Below are 17,248 nucleotides of genomic sequence, written 5' to 3'. Positions count from 1 at the left end.
CCATGATTAACAAATCCATTATATTTTCGTTACTGGCCGGGGCCCTGACAGGGGCAATTATTGTCAGCGCTTATCTTTGGTTAACTGAGACCACTCCAACGACTACTGCGTCAGCGCAACAAAAACCGTTGTACTGGGTAGCGCCTATGGATGATAGTTACCGCAGAGATAAACCAGGAAAATCTCCTATGGGCATGGACCTGGTGCCCGTTTATAAACAGAATGAGCAACAGAACGCCCCAGCGGGTACAGTCACTATATCTTCCGTGGTAGAGCAAAATATGGGGGTACGGACTGCCGTTGCCAGCACCTCTGCTATCAACAACGATATCAATACCGTGGGCTTTGTTGCTTATGATGAAGATGAAATTGTTCACATTCATCCGCGTGTAGAGGGGTGGATTGAAGAACAATTCGTAAAAGCAGCAGGCGATCCGGTTGAACAGGGTCAGCCGCTGTACTCACTGTATTCTCCACAACTGGTCACTGCCCAGGAAGAGCTCATAATTGCACTTAAGCGGGGTAACCCCTCTTTGATTCAGGCAGCCAGAGAGCGTCTGAAGGCGCTTGGTGTGTCATCCGATGTCATCCGCATGGTAAGTGAAAGCCGGGCTATCGTCAGGGATATTACATTTTATGCACCGCAAAGCGGCTTCGTAAATGCACTGAATATCCGTGATGGATTTTACGTAAAACCGGGCATGACATTGATGAGTATCGCTCGTTTGGACTCAGTTTGGGTAGAAGCACACGTGTATGAAACAGATGCCAGTGCGGTGCAAACCGATATGCCGGTAACGATGACCGTAGATGCGGTGAAAGGTAAAATCTGGCATGGCAATATTGCTTACATTGCGCCCTCACTGAAACCTGATACGCGCACGCTGCCGGTACGATTGAAGTTTAAAAATCCTCAACAGATACTCAAACCTAATATGCTGGCTAATGTACATATCAGTCTACCCGACAACACGGGCATTGTTAGCGTGCCCAAAGAGGCGGTTATTCGAACAGGCACTATGAATCGGGTGGTACTGGCCATGGGTGATGGCAAGTTTCGCTCTGTAGCGGTGACACTTGGGCGGGCAGGCGAGAATAACATTGAAATACTTGAAGGGCTTAAACCCGGCGCTGAAGTTGTCACCTCAGCACAGTTTCTAATTGATTCTGAATCAAGCAAAACCGCAGATTTTGCCCGTATCGACACGCCGACTGAGGCTGACAACACCGCCTGGGCAGAAGGGGTTATTGAGGGTAAAAGCATCGCGAATCGTCAGGTCACCATCAGGCATGCCCCTGTGCAAACATGGTCCTGGCCTGCCATGACTATGACATTTGCAGTCGCCAAGACCATAGACATGGAAAAACTTAAACCAGATGCTGCCCTGCACTTCAAAATCACCAAAACACAAGATATGCCCGTCGTGTCAGCTATTCATGTGATCAAAAATAGTCCTGCAGCAGAGTCCTACGCTGGCCAGGGCCAAGGCGATAAAGATTCGTTTGCACCGGAGAAACCCAGGTCTATTGCTATCTTAGGCAAAGTAACTGCAGTTAAGCACCAAACCCGCATGGTCACTATCGACCATGAACCTGTTGAAGCGTGGCAGTGGCCAGCTATGGTGATGGATTTTGCGGTCGATGACAGCGTCGATATGGACAGTCTTGCACCGGATCAAACCTTACATTTTGAAGTTACCCGACAAGACGATGAGTCACTGTTAATCACTGGCATTCACATAATGTCACAGCCTGGCGCAAAGGATAAATCAGACGCCAGTCACGACCATCATTAAATTCAAAGGATACGCGCTGTTATGATTGAAGCGATAATACGATGGTCGGTTAAAAACCGCTTTTTAGTGTTGCTGGTTACCGTACTGCTGACATGTGGTGGCATATATGCGGTCAGTAAAACGCCCGTCGATGCGCTGCCCGATCTGTCTGATGTACAGGTCATTGTAAAAACCAGCTATCCGGGCCAATCTCCGCAGGTGGTGCAGGACCAGGTAACCTATCCGTTAACCACTGCGTTGTTATCGGTCCCCAAAGCGAAAACGGTCCGCGGGTTTTCTTTTTTTGGGGACTCCTATGTCTATGTGATTTTCGAAGATGATACTGACTTGTACTGGGCCAGAAGTCGGGTACTGGAATATCTCAATCAGGCTTCCGACAGTCTTCCGACAAACGCCACACCTCAGATTGGACCCGATGCTACCGGCGTCGGCTGGGTATTTATGTATGCCCTCACCGACCCGTCTGGCAAGCATGATCTTAGCCAGTTGCGGACTATCCAGGACTGGTTTTTGCGTTACGAGCTACAAGCGGTAGATGGTGTTGCCGAAGTTGCCACGGTGGGAGGGATGGTAAAGCAGTATCAGGTGCAGGTCGATCCTGACCGCCTGCGCGCTTACAGCATCCCCCTGGACGTGGTTCAACGTGCTCTGGCCAGAGGAAACCAGGAGACAGGCGCGTCAGTTATCGAAATGGCTGAAGCTGAATACATGGTGACAGCAACCGGCTACATTACGTCAATAAAAGATATCGAAGCTATTCCTTTGGGGGTTAGTGATACCGGCACGCCGGTTACCATCGGTGAGATAGCCAATGTAAGTATTGGCCCGCAGATGCGGCGCGGTGTGGCTGAACTAAACGGGGAAGGCGAAGTTGTGGGTGGCATCGTGGTCATGCGCTACGGCGAAAATGCCCAGCAAACCATTGATGCGGTAAAACAACGTCTCAGGGAACTGGAAGGGTCCCTGCCCGAAGGTGTTGAGGTAGTCACAGTGTATGATCGCTCTGCGTTAATTGGCCGGGCAATTGATAATCTGCAGAATAAGCTCACCGAAGAATTGCTTGTGGTGGCGCTTATCTGCATGGCATTTCTGTTTCATCTACGCTCTTCGATGGTGGCTGTAATCACCCTGCCCCTGGGCATTCTGGCGGCGTTTATTGTTATGTATATACAGGGTATAAATGCCAATATTATGTCTCTTGGCGGAATTGCAATTGCAATAGGCGCAATGACCGATGGCGCCATTGTAATGATTGAAAATATGCATAAACACATGGAGAAAGAGACGGTGACCAGCGAAAACCGCTGGGAAATAGTGGCAAGATCCGCTGCAGAAGTAGGCCCTGCTCTGTTTTTCAGTTTGCTGATAATCACAGTATCTTTTCTGCCCGTCTTCATTCTTGAGGCACAGGAAGGCCGGATGTTCGCGCCTCTGGCGTTTACCAAAACTTATGCGATGGCTGCGTCTGCTGGTATCGCCATTACAGTAGTCCCGGTTTTGATGGGCTATTTTATTCGTGGGAAAATACGGCCCGAATCACAAAATCCTCTCAACCGGGTGCTTGTTGCTCTTTATCGGCCGGTATTAAAGCGGGCACTTGGGTTCCCTCGTCTGACATTAATCATGGCGCTAGTGATCACCCTGGCAGGCTTTTACCCGTTAACAAAGCTGGGCAGTGAGTTTATCCCGCCACTGGATGAAGGCGATCTGATGTATATGCCAACTACCTATCCGGGGATCTCCATCGGTAAAGCCCGACAGCTGCTGCAACAGACCGATAAACTTATCAGCACATTGCCGGAGGTGGAATCGGTGTTTGGTAAAGTCGGGCGTGCAGAAACCGCCACTGACCCGGCACCGTTAACAATGATAGAAACCTTTATTCGCCTCAAACCCAAAAGCGAATGGCGTGAAGGCACGACCACCGACGACTTAATTGCAGAACTGGACGCGCTCGTTAACTTTCCCGGACTGACCAATGCCTGGGTGATGCCAATTAAAACACGAATTGATATGCTCGCTACGGGGATTAAAACGCCGGTGGGTATCAGGGTTGCCGGGCCTGAATTGGATGTTATTCAAAAAATAGGACAAGACCTTGAACGTTTGCTTACCGATTTGCCCGGCACCGCATCGGTCTATTCTGAACGGGTCGCCGGCGGTCGTTATCTCAAAATTGCAATTAAACGCCAGGCTGCCAGTCGCTATGGATTAAATATTGCTGATGTTCAGCAGGTGGTGGCCACCGCGATTGGCGGCGTGGATGTGACCCGCACCGTGGAGGGCCTGGAGCGGTATCCGGTTAATCTTCGCTACCCGCAGGATTATAGGGATTCACCTGAAACTCTGGCGCGGTTGCCCATTATTACAGCCAACGGCCAGCAAATAGTATTAGGGGATGTGGCCGACATCTATATAGAAGATGGTCCCCCGGGTATCAAAAGTGAAAACGCCAGAATCAACGGCTGGACATTTATTGATATTCAAAATACAGATGTCGGCTCGTATGTAGCAAATGCCAGAAAAGTGTTAGCTCAACAACTGAATTTGCCAGCCGGGTATTCACTGACCTGGTCTGGTCAGTATGAATATATGGAACGGGCTAAACAAAAGCTGGCCTACGTGGTTCCACTCACAATTGTCATTATCATCATATTGCTCTACCTGAATTTTCGCGCCATCAGTGAAGTTTTTATGATTATTCTGACACTACCCATGGCCATGATTGGTGGGTTGTGGCTGTTATATTTACAAGGTTTCAACCTGTCCATCGCTGTTGGAGTAGGCTTTGTCGCGTTAGCGGGAGTTGCTGTGGAAATTGCAGTGATTATGTTGGTTTATTTAAACCAGGCGTTAGCTGGACTGAAGCAAAACGCGGTGAAGCACCAGGTACCGATTGATAAAGAAGCTTACAGGCAAGCCTTGTTGGAGGGTGCGGTGCTGCGTGTCAGGCCGGTAATGATGACTGTAGCCACAATTATTATCGGCTTACTGCCAATCATGCTGGGCAGCGGGACCGGTTCTGAGGTCATGAGCCGCATTGCTACGCCATTGGTGGGGGGGATGACCAGCGCGTTAATGCTGACGTTAGTGGTCTTGCCTGTGGTTTATGCGCTCGCTAAAAAGCGCAGCATTGATAGGCACAACAGGCAGATTAACGATGCGTAACATACTACGCCCGTGTTGCAGATGGAGCACGCTTTCCGTCTGCGACGTAGTTTGCATTTTGCAACGCTTCAGGGCTGCGCATCGCTATCATGCTAGTTATATAATTAAGCCGACATTGTGATAACTCGGTAAGTGTGAATCAGCACGGCGTACTTTATGGTCTAACGCAAGTTGATTCGAGACAACCAATAGCTTGTCTGATTACGCACCGGATTTTGTGCGGCACTGGCCGGCTTATTGGCAAAGCGCGCTTTGTCACGCACTGTATCAAAGCCGTAAGTGAAAAGGTAATTCAGCGTTGTTACGGTATGTTAACTTTAAGGAAACTATGATGATTAAATTTAGAAGCTTTTTATTACTTTCAGTATTACTCAGCCCGTTATCTACTTTCGCTCATTCTGATGTCGAGCTGCAAAAGTCGATACCCGCAGATAATGCAATGTTGATGTCAGCGCCAAAAGCCTTACTCCTCAATTTTTCAAATGACGTCAGACTCACAGCCATATCGTTAACCAGTGAGAAAGGCGAGAGTATCGACTTTAGCTTTGCACCGGCCTTTAAAAAAAGCGCATCTTATCAATGGAAATTACCGCAGCTGCCCCCTTCAACCTACACGGTAAGTTACGTGCTCATGAGTGACGATGGCCATAAAATTGCTCAGGATTATACATTTATGGTTCACTAGCCAGTAATGAGTTATATTTTTGATATCTTGCAGGTTGCCGGCAAGACACTCTTTTATATCGGGTTCTCAGCTTTCGCAGGCGCTGTTTATGCGCCTTTATTGATTGGTTCGGGCACGAATAAAAAAGATGTTCAGCAAATATTAATAGTCGCTGAAAAGGTTATTCTAACCGGGCTGCTTGGTGTGCTCTTGTGGTTTTTCGCTAAAACCGGCGCCATGGCAGCCATGGGCTTGGCTGGCATGATTGATCCCCTTATGCTCAATATCATGTGGTCAACAGCAGTGGGTGACGCAGCGCTAATGCGAGTACTCGGTCTTCTAGGGGCATTAGTACTATCCATGACTTATCGCCACACCACGGTAACTACCCAATACTGGCTTATACCAGCAGGCGTTACTCTGATAATGTTACTTGCAGCTAGTATTGTCAGAATAGGCCATATATCGGATTTGCCATTCGGTTACCAGGCAGTTTTGGTCGCTCATGTCATTGGAGTGGCGTGGTGGCTGGGCTCTGTGCCTGTGCTGTGGCGCCTGGCAACCCGTAATGATAGTGGGCACGTTAAACAAATAATGCAACGGTTTGCAAAGCATGCCGCGATGCCTGTCGGTGTCATCGTATTAAGTGGCGCAACCATGGCATACACATTATTCAATAGCTTCGACGCGGTATACCAAACCCGATACGGCCAGCTTTTGCTACTGAAACTGGCATTAGTTGGATGCATCTTACTGATTGCTGCGCATCATAAATGGTTTTTAGTGCCTGAACTTAAGGCGTCCTTATCCCGCACCCGACTGACTCGTTCTATTGGTTTTGAGATGCTATTCATGACGGCCGTATTCATTATCACAGCAGCGCTTACCACCGTGCTCAGCCCCTGAACAAAAAGTAAAAACTTATCAGTGGTTACGTTTTGTAAGCAGGCAATGATATAACGAAATTATGCCTGTGAATTAGTTATCACGAGTATTCTGCGCTTTGACCTGTCTGGCTTTACTTACCAGAGGCGTTAAATCGTTCAGATCTAAAGGTTTTACCAAATGATGGGCAAAACCTGCTTCCTTCGAGCGTTTGATATGAGAGGGCTGGCCCCAGCCAGTCTGAGCAACAAATATTGCGTTATCCAGTGCCTCGTTTTGGCGTAAGGCGACACATAGATCGTAACCGTTCATATCCGGCATACCGATATCCAGCAGGACCAAATCGGGGATGAATGTTTCCACCGCTTTCAACGCATCTTTACCATTTTCGACCACTTTAACCAGGCAGCCTTTGGCTTCTAAAATCCACCCCATTGTAATGGCAGCATCCTGATTATCATCCGCTATCAATACATTAATCCGCGCACTCCCCTCTTCCGGTGAGTCTGGCACTGCGTCGGCTTCCATTTCTGCGTACTCTGGTTCCGGGATACACGGCAGCGATACAGAAAAGGTTGTGCCTTTATCTAAACCATCGCTGGTAACAGAGACCGTACCATCATGCAATTCTGTTAATCGTCTGACCAGAGTAAGGCCAATACCCAACCCGCCCTGGGAGCGCTCCAATACATTGTCGACCTGAGAAAACATTTCGAAGATATTTTCCAGCTTGTCAGAAGGAATACCGGCACCGTTATCTTTGACCAGAACCTGCACTGTGTGTTTTTCCTGCGTTACGACAATTACAATCTCACCTTCCTTTGGTGTGTATTTGGCTGCATTGTTAATAATGTTGGAAAAAATCTGTGACAAGCGAATTAGATCACCGTCTACCCAAATGGTCTCTTCCGGATAGCTAAACGACAATTTGTGGGCGCACTCTTCGATAAAAGGGGCCACTGTTTCCACAGCGGTATTCAGCACCTCTCTAATATCCAAAGGCTTACGGTTCAGTCTGATTTTTCCGCGGGTGATGCGAGAAATATCCATCAAATCATCCACCAATTGGATCATCTGTGTGACCTGACGCTCTACCAGCTTGAATGCTTCGTCTTTCTGTTCCCGGCTAAATTGTGTCGATTGCACAATTGCCAGCGCGTTACGTATCGGCGCAAGAGGATTGCGCAATTCATGCGCAAGGGTGGCCAGAAATTCATCTTTGCGCTTATCCGCTTCCTGTAACGCATCGATGGCTTCTCGTTCGCGGGTGACATCAACGCCTACACCGGGAAATCTGGAGGGTTCACCCTGGTTGTCATAAATCACCCGCCCCCGGAACGAGGCCCAGCGAACACTACCGTTTTGCTGAATAATTCGATATTCCTCATCGTACGGGCAGCCATGGCTGATACTCTCATCAATGGCTTTTTTTATGCGGGGAAAATCGTCGGGATGGATAGATTTAAGTGGTTCGGCAATGGCAACGCCTTGTGTGGCTTGCTCCGCAGTAATGTTGAACAACTCGGCCAGGCGTTCATCGGCAGTAAAGGTGTTAGTTTTTATATCCCAGTCCCAGATGCCAAAACTGTGAGAAGCTTCCAGGGCAAGACGTCGCCTGGCCTCTGCTTTTTTGGCCAGCTCTTCTGCCTCTTTGCGTTCGGTGACATCGCGGGTTGAACCGGCAACGGCTTCTACGTTGCCATCATCGCCGATTACGGGTACAAAAATATAATCATAAATACGCCGGCCATGAGTACCATCAAACGGGACATCTCCACGAATAGGCTTTTTGGTTTTGATAACCTGACGAATTTCACGCATATGCATTTCTGCATGCCAGGGCTCATAGCCTAATTCGAAACAGGTTTTACCTACCGATTCTTCCCAGGTACGCCCCCACATTTCCAATAATGCATCATTGGCATAGGTAAACCGGCCCTGCAAATCGAAAACATAAATTAAATCCGGCGTATTAGATAGTGCAGTTTCATACAAACGCCGTTGCTTATTAAGCGTCTCAGTATTTGCTGTCAGCGCTGATTCAGCTTTTAACCGCGCCTGATTTTCACGATTACGCTCAATCACTATTGCTGCTGTGCGCGTAAGCGCATCTACTACCTGTTGATCAGAATCCCATTGTCCATTGGTTTGGGTATAAAACACTGAGAATGTACCCAGTACTGACTTACTTCGCGTGGAAAGAATGGGCATACACCAATGGGCATTATACCCGGCGTCAAGAGCTGTCTGGCAAAACGTCGGCCAGCGTTCTTCGTGTTCAAAAGCGTTGATAGCGGTGATTCGCCGGGTGGTAAAACAGTTACTACAAGGACTGTTTTGTGAATCGATCGGCATATTGGTCAATTGCTTTTGCATCGATACCGGCAAGCTAGGTGCAGCGCCACAATAAAGGTGGGTTTCATCCTCGCTGACCAGGGAAATCACTGCCGCTACATTATATCCCGCCTGTCGCTCTACCGCTTCAGTAATAATGGTAAGTACTTCAGATTGGTCGCCGCCTGCCAGCGCCACACTAAGTGCTTCGCGCTGGCTATGTGCCACAATTTCTAACCGGCGTTTCATGGTGCTCTCATGAAATGCGATGCAAAGTGTATTGTCGTTAAGTTTGAACACACTGGTCCAGAACAATATATATCCTGGTCCAAACGGTGCTTCAAAAGCTTCTGATTTACCGGTTTTCATGACCTTGTGACAGGCTTTTTCGAATTGGGTATTAACAGATTCGGGGAAGACTTCGAACAACAAACGCTGTAGCACTTGCTCTTTGCTGAAACCGGTAACGTCGAGAGCCTGGCTATTCACATAATTGATCTGCCACTGGTCATTGACAAGCAAAATCCCGTCTGAAACATTCTCCATCAGAGTATCTACAGGAAAACTGGTCTGTTCGGTTACGCTGCGTCCTGATCCGTGCACGTTAATCTGTCTCTGCCATTCGCGTATGAATAAGTTGTCATCATAAACTACGCACTGTTTCGATGCGAACCATTTTCATGGGAATCGATGATACTTCGTCAGCGAAATATCACCTAAACGCAGGGTAACGTCTTTATCCAAAACGCGAGTATAGATTACTTCATCTGCACTCGCTATGAGGTAAACTGAAATACACGCGGGCACTTGGCAGGACAACAATCGCACGACAACTATGTACTGCGACAACCGCCCGTTAGGTTACGCTTGGTATTTAGAAATATACGCAACACTTTTGACGCAATGATACGAGACTTACATCAGCGCCACTTTAAGCCAGTAAACGTAAGGTCGTCGAATACAGGAATTTGTGTTATCGATTCCCGTCTGGATTTTAATCGCCAACTAACCGAGCACATGACCGATCTTTCACTTTAGCCTTTGATCTTGCTTTCAAAGCTGAAAAGCCCAACAGATTACTACCAGCACCCTCTTTATTATATTCCATACCCGGATATGCACCGATATATCTTTTGGCGTGCTTGTTATTAGCAAAATTTTAACATCTTAACTACCATTCATTCGGCTTCTTGAATTGGCTGGAAAGAGATAAACAAATGCTGAATAAGTTATCCGTCAAAAACCGATTAGTTTGTCTGGCAGTGCTGCCGCTCATGCTGCTTTCTCTGACTTTACTGGCAGTGATTATCATTCAGGTTGATAAGATGCAAAGTAAGAGCCTGCAAAGTGCTGAGCAATTATTAGTAGAGAGTAAGCAGGAAGAACTCAAGCATATCGTAAATGTCGCCTATTCAACTATTGCGCCTTTGTATGAGAGCGGTGAAAGTCGTGAACAGGCTATTCAGGTGTTAAAACAAATTTCATTTGGCCAGGATGGTTACCTCTTTGGATATACCGGGGATGCTGTGCGTGTATTCAGCGGCATGAGTGAAGATAACATTGGCAAAAGCTATGCGGATTTTCAGGATGTTAATGGTGTATTTTTAATACAAGAGCTAATCAAAGCAGGTAAACAAAATAACCTGACTGACGAAGACCATTTTGTGGAATATCACTTTCCGCGCCTCGGCCAGACAACTCCTCAGCCCAAATTATCGTATTCGATGTACTTGCCAAAATGGGACCTTATGATTGGCACAGGTATCTACATCGATCATATTGATAGTCAGATTGCTGGCGTTGAGACTATTATTTCCCAGGCAAGACGTGATCTGGTCATTCTGGTTTTTGGCGCAGCGGCGATAGCGCTTGTTGCCTTCGCTGCAATAGGACTTAGCATTACCCGCTCTATTCTTTCCCCGCTGCAACAGACTGCCGCGTCTATTTATAATCTTTCGCAGGGTTCTGGTAACTTGCAACAGCGCCTGAAAATAGCTGATCGCCACGAATTAGGCGTATTGGCAAGCAACACAAATGCACTTCTAGCTACGTTACAAACATTGATCACCAAAGTGAAGAATGTATCCCAGGCAGTTTCAGAGCAAAGTACAGCGCTAACCAGTCAGGCTGAACGTATAAATGCCCTGAGTAATTCTCAACACCGGGAGGTAGAACAAATTGCTTCAGCTACCACCGAAATGTCTGCATCCGCGAGTCAGGCAGCACAGAATGCCGCTCAGGCTGAAACTGCAGCCCGACAGGTCGAACAGGAATGCAATGCAGCAATTAGCAGTGTCACGAATAGCCGCAGTGAGATGCAGAGATTAGTAGAAGAGTTGTCGAAAACAAATGGCGTCGTCAATAAAGTGGGCAACGACGTGGAAAATATAAGTGGCGTTTTACAGGTTATTGAGAATATTGCTGAACAAACAAATCTGCTGGCGCTAAATGCAGCCATTGAAGCAGCCCGCGCAGGTGAACAAGGCCGTGGGTTTGCGGTTGTCGCTGACGAAGTCAGAACACTAGCTTCAAGGACCCAGGGCAGCACGGAGGAAATTCAGCAAATGATTGAACAGCTACAAAAAGGTGCGAAGGACGCCTCCAGCGTTATGTCGGCAAGTATAAAACGCAGTGAACTGACCGCAGAAAGTATCAATATAACAGCGAGTCATCTGGAAGGAATCGATGAGTCTATTCATGTTTTAACCAATGAAAATACCCAAATAGCGTCAGCTTCCGAGGAGCAAAATATCGTCAGTGCTGATATAACGTCTCGAATTGTCGAAATAACCAGTCAAACCACTGACCTTGCCAAGATAGCCGCTCAGAATGATAACGTTGCGACCCAACTGGAGCAAAAGGTTAAAGAGCTTGAAACGCTGGTTGCACAGTTCAATGTATAGTTAAAATATTTTTTAATTTCATGCTTTAGCTGACTTTGAACAGGCGGGAGTTCACGCTTGATTTGACTATCAACCCATCGCAAATTGACGCCTATTCCCCGCAAGAACGTCAGCGATGTAGTCATTCTGTCAGATACGCGATAACGTGTTGGGTTAGCCACTTTTGACGGTGTTTTTACCACTTCGTTTGGCATCGTAAAGTAATTTATCGGCGCGGCGCAGAGTCATCTCATGAGAATCATCGGTACAGGTGATTACCGTGACGCCAATGCTAATGGAAACGTCAATATTGCTGAGCGAAAATGTCTTCGCCTGTTCTGCAAATTGCGCACTAAGACGCTCTGCGAAAACGGTGGCCTCACTCTTTCGGGTATTGGGTAATACGATGACAAACTCATCGCCACCATAACGGTACGCAGCATCAGCCTCGCGCATCTCCCCGCGCACGATGGTAGACAATGCTACCAGAATTTCATCGCCTTTATGGTGGCCTTCGGTATCATTCACCGACTTAAAGTTGTCCAAATCCAGCATCAGGACAGAGGTAGTAACGTCATAACGGGAGAAACTGGCATGATGCTTCGCCAAATCCTGCTCTAAACGGCGACGATTGAATAACTCTGTTAGTTGGTCGGTATCCCCCCAATAGCGCAGCTTTTTTTCCAGCTTATAGCGCTCAGAGATATTGGTCGCCACCCACAACACAACCTCTTCATCTTCCACAGTAAAATCCAGACGCTGAACACGCCCCTCGTACCAGACGGATTTTTCTGGTCCGGCATCCGGAATCGCGAGTATGTCTTTGTCCCTAAGTTCGTATTCGACCACCAGCATGTCGTTGGACTGAATTGCTTCGTTGATTTTGGCTACGAAAAACTCTGCTTTTTCTGTTACGAGCACATCGAACAGGTTTTGTCCCACCAGCGAGGTGCCATCATGATAATAACGGACATCCTGACCACCAAACAGCGCTACATATTTGCCGCTGCCAGACAGAATAAAAACCGGGTCTGGAAGCGCTCCTAACACTGACTGGATCTGCTTGATATTCATTCAAACTCTTTCATAAATAAGTCGCACTATTTTTAAGATACACCTTTTTAAACGCTTATTAAAAGAAGCTTATATAAAATGGTCTGGTTGAATCAGACGCGATAGCTAGCAACCAGTTTACTTATTACTGCTTTTTGTAGGTTGTGATGTTAGTTATCGCAAACATTAGGTATCCTCGGCATTATTAAAACGTTGAGGTGACTATTTATGACCAAAAAAATTCTGACAAGTCTTGCTGCGCTTCTTTTACTTAGCAGCTGTTCAGACGACAATTCTGTTAGAACCGGTATTTTCAGTGCTACCACGGTGGACTGGGAGGTGGCTAAAGATCCAGATTTAGCAGGCGTTACCTGTCATGTGCAGCATATTACGGCAAACCTTTCCATCAGCGACCCTTCGAACATGTCTATTGCCTGCAGACAATCCGGTGAAATCACCCTTTTCGATTTGGAAAAAGCTGAGATCGAAGAGCCTAAAATGATATTTAGAGAATCAAAGTCTATTTTCTGGAAATCGCTAAAAGTGCGCAGAACGTTCGATAAAGATAATCAGGTAATTATCTATACTGCTTATTCAACTAAAGAAACCAGCGGCAGTTTTAAACACGCTATTTCAACAGTCCCTCTATACGGTACGAGCGCTTATCAAAAAGGATAGTCCGCTTTACGCAACACAGGTATAAACGAGCCTGTTGCTGACAGGGACGTCGCGATGTTTGACATCAACCAGCGGTTCATTGAAGCGGCGTTTGATAGCACTTTTTGAAGGTTTGGCCGCTCGTTACCGGTGGTCGCGCTCATCTTTCTTCCATCTGCCTGCGAGGAGAACTTTCATTTAGTGCTTCAACAAACCATCACGATTTTAGTCGCTGCACGTTGGCGCAGCACTCACTGGCTCTTAGGTGTTTACCGTTGCACTTTTGAGCCTAAGAGAATGACGTCCACAATTGATTCAGATACCTCGGTTTTCCATTTCCCTGACTATTAGCCAGATAATTACACGGTACCTAATCTGGGCCGGATAAGGTTGCAAACCTGTTTAATCACATTTAACCAGCGGCTTTGTATCACCATAATCTCGTACCTTGAATTCAAACGAAGCACGCTCTTTCACGCTTTTGTCTGTACTGAACAATGCCACCACCGGGCATGTTTTGTCTGCATTACGAAGGGAAACCCGACCGTTGTTGTCACCGTCCTGAGCAAGTTTAATAGGGGGGACTTCCGGCGTACGGTCGTTACCTTCCATGTAAGCCTGCGCAAGCTCGACAGCATCTTCCATACAAATCAGCTTATTCTGAAAATCCGCCGGACTATCAAGTTTTAGTTGAAGGTCAAGCAGCTTTGACTGCTCACCATAAGGGCCAAAAAGAAGAAAGGAAGACGGATCGAGGTCCACCTGCTTATATGTTGCTTTCTGTGTTTCACCTAACTTTGAAAATAGCTTAGTCTGCTCCAGCTGACCGAGTTCCGATACCACCCGTCCGGAACAAAAATCTATAGCGGCACTGAAACCATCAGACATTTTTTTGCTGAAACGCTGCTCACCCTTATCCACCAGCTTTTCATCTGCCAGGGTATCGGGCGACTGACCTACCAGGGTCGCTGCACCGGCAAGCACTGTTCCCCAGGCTCCTTCTTTGTCAACATCAACATCGCCAGAGGCATCGAAGTTCACCGCTGGGGCTTTAACGGGTGTGAACCAAAATGCGAAATTCTTTGCATCAGGGTCATAATGTGTTTTGACGCGTCCGGTTAAACCAACGTCGACCTGAAAGCGCGCGAATTCACTTACATTGAAGTCAGCCCCAAGCTTTTCTTTTTCTCTTTCTAGCCAGCGCCAGCCTTTCACACCAAGCTCAAGTGTCATAACGTCCTGATCGTTACTATCATAACTGACCTCGCAGGAATGAATCCAAAGTGTGCCGCTATACACTTTCTCTCCCTGTGCATTTTCACGCTGCAACCCCCGAAACCGGTTTTCCAAACGGTCACAGATTTTTGCACCGGCGACATCAACCAACGCAGCCGATAGGTTATTTTCCTGGGCTGACGCCGGCATGGTGAGTAAACTTAGTCCCGCTATCCCTGACAGTGCTAATGCGTTTTTCATCGACCCACCCCTTATAATTAAACGTTAAAAACAACTGACAGTTATCGTTACACAAACCGTTCTAGCTGATATTACTTATCTGTTTCGGTACGACGAGTACCTGTTTATAGATTGAAATCCACAGTGACTTAAAATCGCCATACACACTAAGCCGGCGTTATAGCCAAAAGACTGATGGACTGAAGTTATGGAAATAGACAGCAGGATTACGGTGGAAAAACAATGGCCGCATCTAAAGCAAGCTGCAGGACGAAGTTAGCAATGTTAATACCGACAACCGGATATAAGTATTAGCCTTAGAGGCGTGACACACTAACTGGTGAAGGACAATTAATAACACACTAAGCCATTTTAAAAACTCACGCAGCATGGTTAATTTTCTATTACGATGACAAAACGGGTGGCTAAAGTGAATCATCAAATTTGTTTCGCTCTTTGAACAAGGTTAAAGAGCGAAACATTTATAAAGCAATTAACGTGCTTTCGAATCGCGGGCAACAAATATCCCGATAATACCTGCCATCGGCAACAGCCCCCAGACCAGATGGGTTTCTATAGCGTATTCAGCCGTTACCGTCGGGTAAATCACCCATCCAGCCAACACACTCAGACTCAATATAATTAACCTCTTCAGGTTGCATATAAAAAGGTTTTTTTTTGCAGTCATCATGCGTGCTCAGTGTTGTTTATGTGTTGCATCATAGATCCAACTTCCCATACGACGCCCCAGACCACCTAACCCGATAGCAGTACCAAAAGAATAGCCCGCATAGCCGGCACCTACCAGAAGGCTACCTGCCACTGTCGCGCTTGCGACTACACCAATGCCGGCGCCGGCTGCAGCAGCGCCGGCCCCACCAGAAAAGCCGCCCATAGCGATTGCTTCACCAAATGATATAGCACCACCGGTAACTTTATGAACCTCTAACGTATTTAATATTTCCATTTTACAATTCCCTTTAAAATAAATAACACGAAATAAGCTAAAATACTTCAGATACATCTAGGTGCGCAAAAATCTCTGAAGTGCTTTAACACTATCAGGATAAGCTGAAAAAAATACTGGCCTGACTATCTGAATTTATGCTTTTTAAGATCATCGAAGGGGAGCACTAACGGGGCCTGTGGTGCTCAGTGCCGGGTGTGGGTAATGAAGCCTTGCGCCGAAGGTGGCAGCGCAATGACTGAATGCTAATTATTTGCCTGGCAAATCGGTAAAGCAGAAAGGCCAGCAACCCGAAAATAACCCAGAGCCTGCGTAGAGGCAGGCCCTCATAGATTATCTTCACATCGGCTTTACACGGTGAAGCATTATTGCCCGATGATAAAAATAGAATACAACATATCCTATCCTATGGCCTGACAGACATAATATAGGAAGCTTCACTCGCTGCTACTTAAACAGTTCACTCAAGAAGTCAGTGAACATTTTCCAGGATCGCTCAGAAGCCTGTTTATTGTATTTCAGACCCAACTCATCATTGCTGGCATCGGGGTTTGTGAAGGCGTGAGAAACCCCGCCAAATACGTGTAGCTGCCAGTCAGCATTACGGCTGGTCATTTCGTTACCAAAGTTAATTAGCGCTTTATGATCAGCCATAGGATCATCAAATCCCTGGAAGCACACAATCTTAGGTTTAATATCATTCTCGCCGGGTTTACCTGGCTTCCCAATCACCGCATGAAAGGCCGATGCGCCTACCACCGGGGCGTTAGTGCGCGCCATATCAAGTGCACACAGGCCGCCAAAACAATAACCGGTAACAGCAATCTTTTGCGCATCCGCTTCCGGCTGCTCAGTCAACGCGGCCAGCGCCCCGCGCAAGCGGCGTTGCAGTGCATCGCGATCTTCCACCAACGGCGTCATTAATGCCTGGTTTTCGTCAATTGAATGGCCCCGTACGTCCTTGCCATATACATCAGCAGCGAAAGCTGTATAACCCAGCTCCGCCAGCCGCTTAGCTGTGTCTTCCTCATGCTCTTTGCGTCCGCCCCAGGCGTGACAGATCATTACTGCAGGGCCGGCGGTGCTCCCGCCCGTGGCAAGTAACCCCTCGAACACTTCGCCATCAACAGTGTATTCAATTGTACGCGTGCTAATACCCATGAAAAATCCTTAGATGTGTCTGATCAGATTAGCGCACAACATAAAGCGCCGGCGTCTGATGGTGGAAGAAAATTTAACTAGTTTAGTTACGGGAACATGCATGATTGGTTCAACATCCTGGGTTGTTAAAAAATGCTCCCCCGCGCATTGATTGCTGCATCTTGCGTGCTTTGGTAGATGTTGTCAGGACGTATTATGATAAACTCCGTGATGGAGCCAAACATAC

General features: G+C 47.1%; 12 protein-coding genes. 6 read left to right on the top strand and 6 right to left on the bottom strand.

Features of this window, described 5'->3' with window-relative positions; translation table 11 throughout:
- The first annotated feature begins 2 nt into the window (after nucleotides 1–2).
- From F458_RS0101080 to F458_RS0101065, 4 genes are all read left to right on the top strand, one after another.
- Nucleotides 3–1,796, top strand: a complete 1,794-nt coding sequence (locus F458_RS0101080; protein ID WP_018981519.1) for an efflux RND transporter periplasmic adaptor subunit — start codon at nucleotides 3–5, stop codon at nucleotides 1,794–1,796.
- Nucleotides 1,797–1,817: 21 nt separating this feature from the next.
- Nucleotides 1,818–4,964: an efflux RND transporter permease subunit gene (locus F458_RS0101075; protein ID WP_018981518.1), complete on the top strand. Its 3,147-nt coding sequence runs from the start codon at nucleotides 1,818–1,820 to the stop codon at nucleotides 4,962–4,964.
- A gap of 328 nt (nucleotides 4,965–5,292) precedes the next feature.
- Nucleotides 5,293–5,649 (top strand): copper resistance CopC family protein, encoded by a 357-nt coding sequence (locus F458_RS0101070; RefSeq protein WP_083928555.1) that lies wholly within the window; start codon nucleotides 5,293–5,295, stop codon nucleotides 5,647–5,649.
- A 6-nt stretch (nucleotides 5,650–5,655) separates the two neighbouring features.
- Nucleotides 5,656–6,534: a copper resistance D family protein gene (locus tag F458_RS0101065; protein WP_018981516.1), complete on the top strand. Its 879-nt coding sequence runs from the start codon at nucleotides 5,656–5,658 to the stop codon at nucleotides 6,532–6,534.
- A gap of 72 nt (nucleotides 6,535–6,606) precedes the next feature.
- Here the strand turns inward: F458_RS0101065 and F458_RS0101060 are convergent, their stop codons facing one another.
- Nucleotides 6,607–9,450, bottom strand: coding sequence for a PAS domain S-box protein (locus F458_RS0101060; RefSeq protein ID WP_018981515.1), 2,844 nt, complete (start codon nucleotides 9,448–9,450; stop codon nucleotides 6,607–6,609).
- A gap of 614 nt (nucleotides 9,451–10,064) precedes the next feature.
- Here F458_RS0101060 and F458_RS0101055 point away from each other — a divergent pair.
- The gene (locus F458_RS0101055) at nucleotides 10,065–11,750 is read left to right on the top strand and encodes a methyl-accepting chemotaxis protein (RefSeq protein WP_018981514.1); all 1,686 of its coding nucleotides are present in this window, start codon (nucleotides 10,065–10,067) and stop codon (nucleotides 11,748–11,750) included.
- Nucleotides 11,751–11,903: 153 nt separating this feature from the next.
- Here F458_RS0101055 and F458_RS0101050 read toward each other — a convergent pair whose 3' ends face one another.
- Entirely contained in the window at nucleotides 11,904–12,803 is a 900-nt protein-coding gene (locus F458_RS0101050) for a sensor domain-containing diguanylate cyclase (protein WP_018981513.1), read from the bottom strand.
- Between the two features lie 207 nt (nucleotides 12,804–13,010).
- On the opposite strand from F458_RS0101050, the gene F458_RS0101045 reads away from it, so the two are divergent.
- Nucleotides 13,011–13,460 carry a CreA family protein gene (locus F458_RS0101045; protein ID WP_018981512.1) on the top strand — a complete coding sequence of 150 codons (450 nt, stop codon included), beginning with the start codon at nucleotides 13,011–13,013 and terminating at the stop codon, nucleotides 13,458–13,460.
- 381 nt (nucleotides 13,461–13,841) lie between these two features.
- Here the strand turns inward: F458_RS0101045 and F458_RS0101035 are convergent, their stop codons facing one another.
- The 4 genes from F458_RS0101035 to F458_RS0101020 form a co-directional block, all read right to left on the bottom strand.
- A complete protein-coding gene (locus F458_RS0101035) occupies nucleotides 13,842–14,915 on the bottom strand; it encodes a hypothetical protein (protein ID WP_018981510.1) in 1,074 nt (357 codons plus the stop codon).
- Between the two features lie 472 nt (nucleotides 14,916–15,387).
- The gene (locus F458_RS0101030; protein ID WP_156824137.1) at nucleotides 15,388–15,531 is read right to left on the bottom strand and encodes a hypothetical protein; all 144 of its coding nucleotides are present in this window, start codon (nucleotides 15,529–15,531) and stop codon (nucleotides 15,388–15,390) included.
- Between the two features lie 60 nt (nucleotides 15,532–15,591).
- Entirely contained in the window at nucleotides 15,592–15,861 is a 270-nt protein-coding gene (locus F458_RS0101025; RefSeq protein ID WP_018981508.1) for a hypothetical protein, read from the bottom strand.
- Between the two features lie 447 nt (nucleotides 15,862–16,308).
- The gene (locus tag F458_RS0101020; protein WP_018981507.1) at nucleotides 16,309–17,022 is read right to left on the bottom strand and encodes a dienelactone hydrolase family protein; all 714 of its coding nucleotides are present in this window, start codon (nucleotides 17,020–17,022) and stop codon (nucleotides 16,309–16,311) included.
- Nucleotides 17,023–17,248 lie beyond the last annotated feature (226 nt).

Source organism: Salinimonas chungwhensis DSM 16280, assembly GCF_000378185.1.
Lineage (GTDB): Bacteria > Pseudomonadota > Gammaproteobacteria > Enterobacterales > Alteromonadaceae > Alteromonas > Alteromonas chungwhensis.
The sequence above is the reverse complement of the archived record's forward strand: the minus strand, read 5'-3'. Positions and strand labels throughout refer to the sequence as shown.

Excerpts from the sequence above, each read along its gene's own strand:
- F458_RS0101020 (WP_018981507.1), bottom strand. The coding sequence starts at position 17,022 with ATGGGTATTAGCACGCGTACAATTGAATACACTGTTGATGGCGAAGTG.
- F458_RS0101080 (WP_018981519.1), top strand. The coding sequence starts at position 3 with ATGATTAACAAATCCATTATATTTTCGTTACTGGCCGGGGCCCTGACA.
- F458_RS0101075 (WP_018981518.1), top strand. The coding sequence starts at position 1,818 with ATGATTGAAGCGATAATACGATGGTCGGTTAAAAACCGCTTTTTAGTG.
- F458_RS0101055 (WP_018981514.1), top strand. The coding sequence starts at position 10,065 with ATGCTGAATAAGTTATCCGTCAAAAACCGATTAGTTTGTCTGGCAGTG.
- F458_RS0101070 (WP_083928555.1), top strand. The coding sequence starts at position 5,293 with ATGATGATTAAATTTAGAAGCTTTTTATTACTTTCAGTATTACTCAGC.
- F458_RS0101025 (WP_018981508.1), bottom strand. The coding sequence starts at position 15,861 with ATGGAAATATTAAATACGTTAGAGGTTCATAAAGTTACCGGTGGTGCT.
- F458_RS0101050 (WP_018981513.1), bottom strand. The coding sequence starts at position 12,803 with ATGAATATCAAGCAGATCCAGTCAGTGTTAGGAGCGCTTCCAGACCCG.
- F458_RS0101045 (WP_018981512.1), top strand. The coding sequence starts at position 13,011 with ATGACCAAAAAAATTCTGACAAGTCTTGCTGCGCTTCTTTTACTTAGC.
- F458_RS0101035 (WP_018981510.1), bottom strand. The coding sequence starts at position 14,915 with ATGAAAAACGCATTAGCACTGTCAGGGATAGCGGGACTAAGTTTACTC.
- F458_RS0101065 (WP_018981516.1), top strand. The coding sequence starts at position 5,656 with ATGAGTTATATTTTTGATATCTTGCAGGTTGCCGGCAAGACACTCTTT.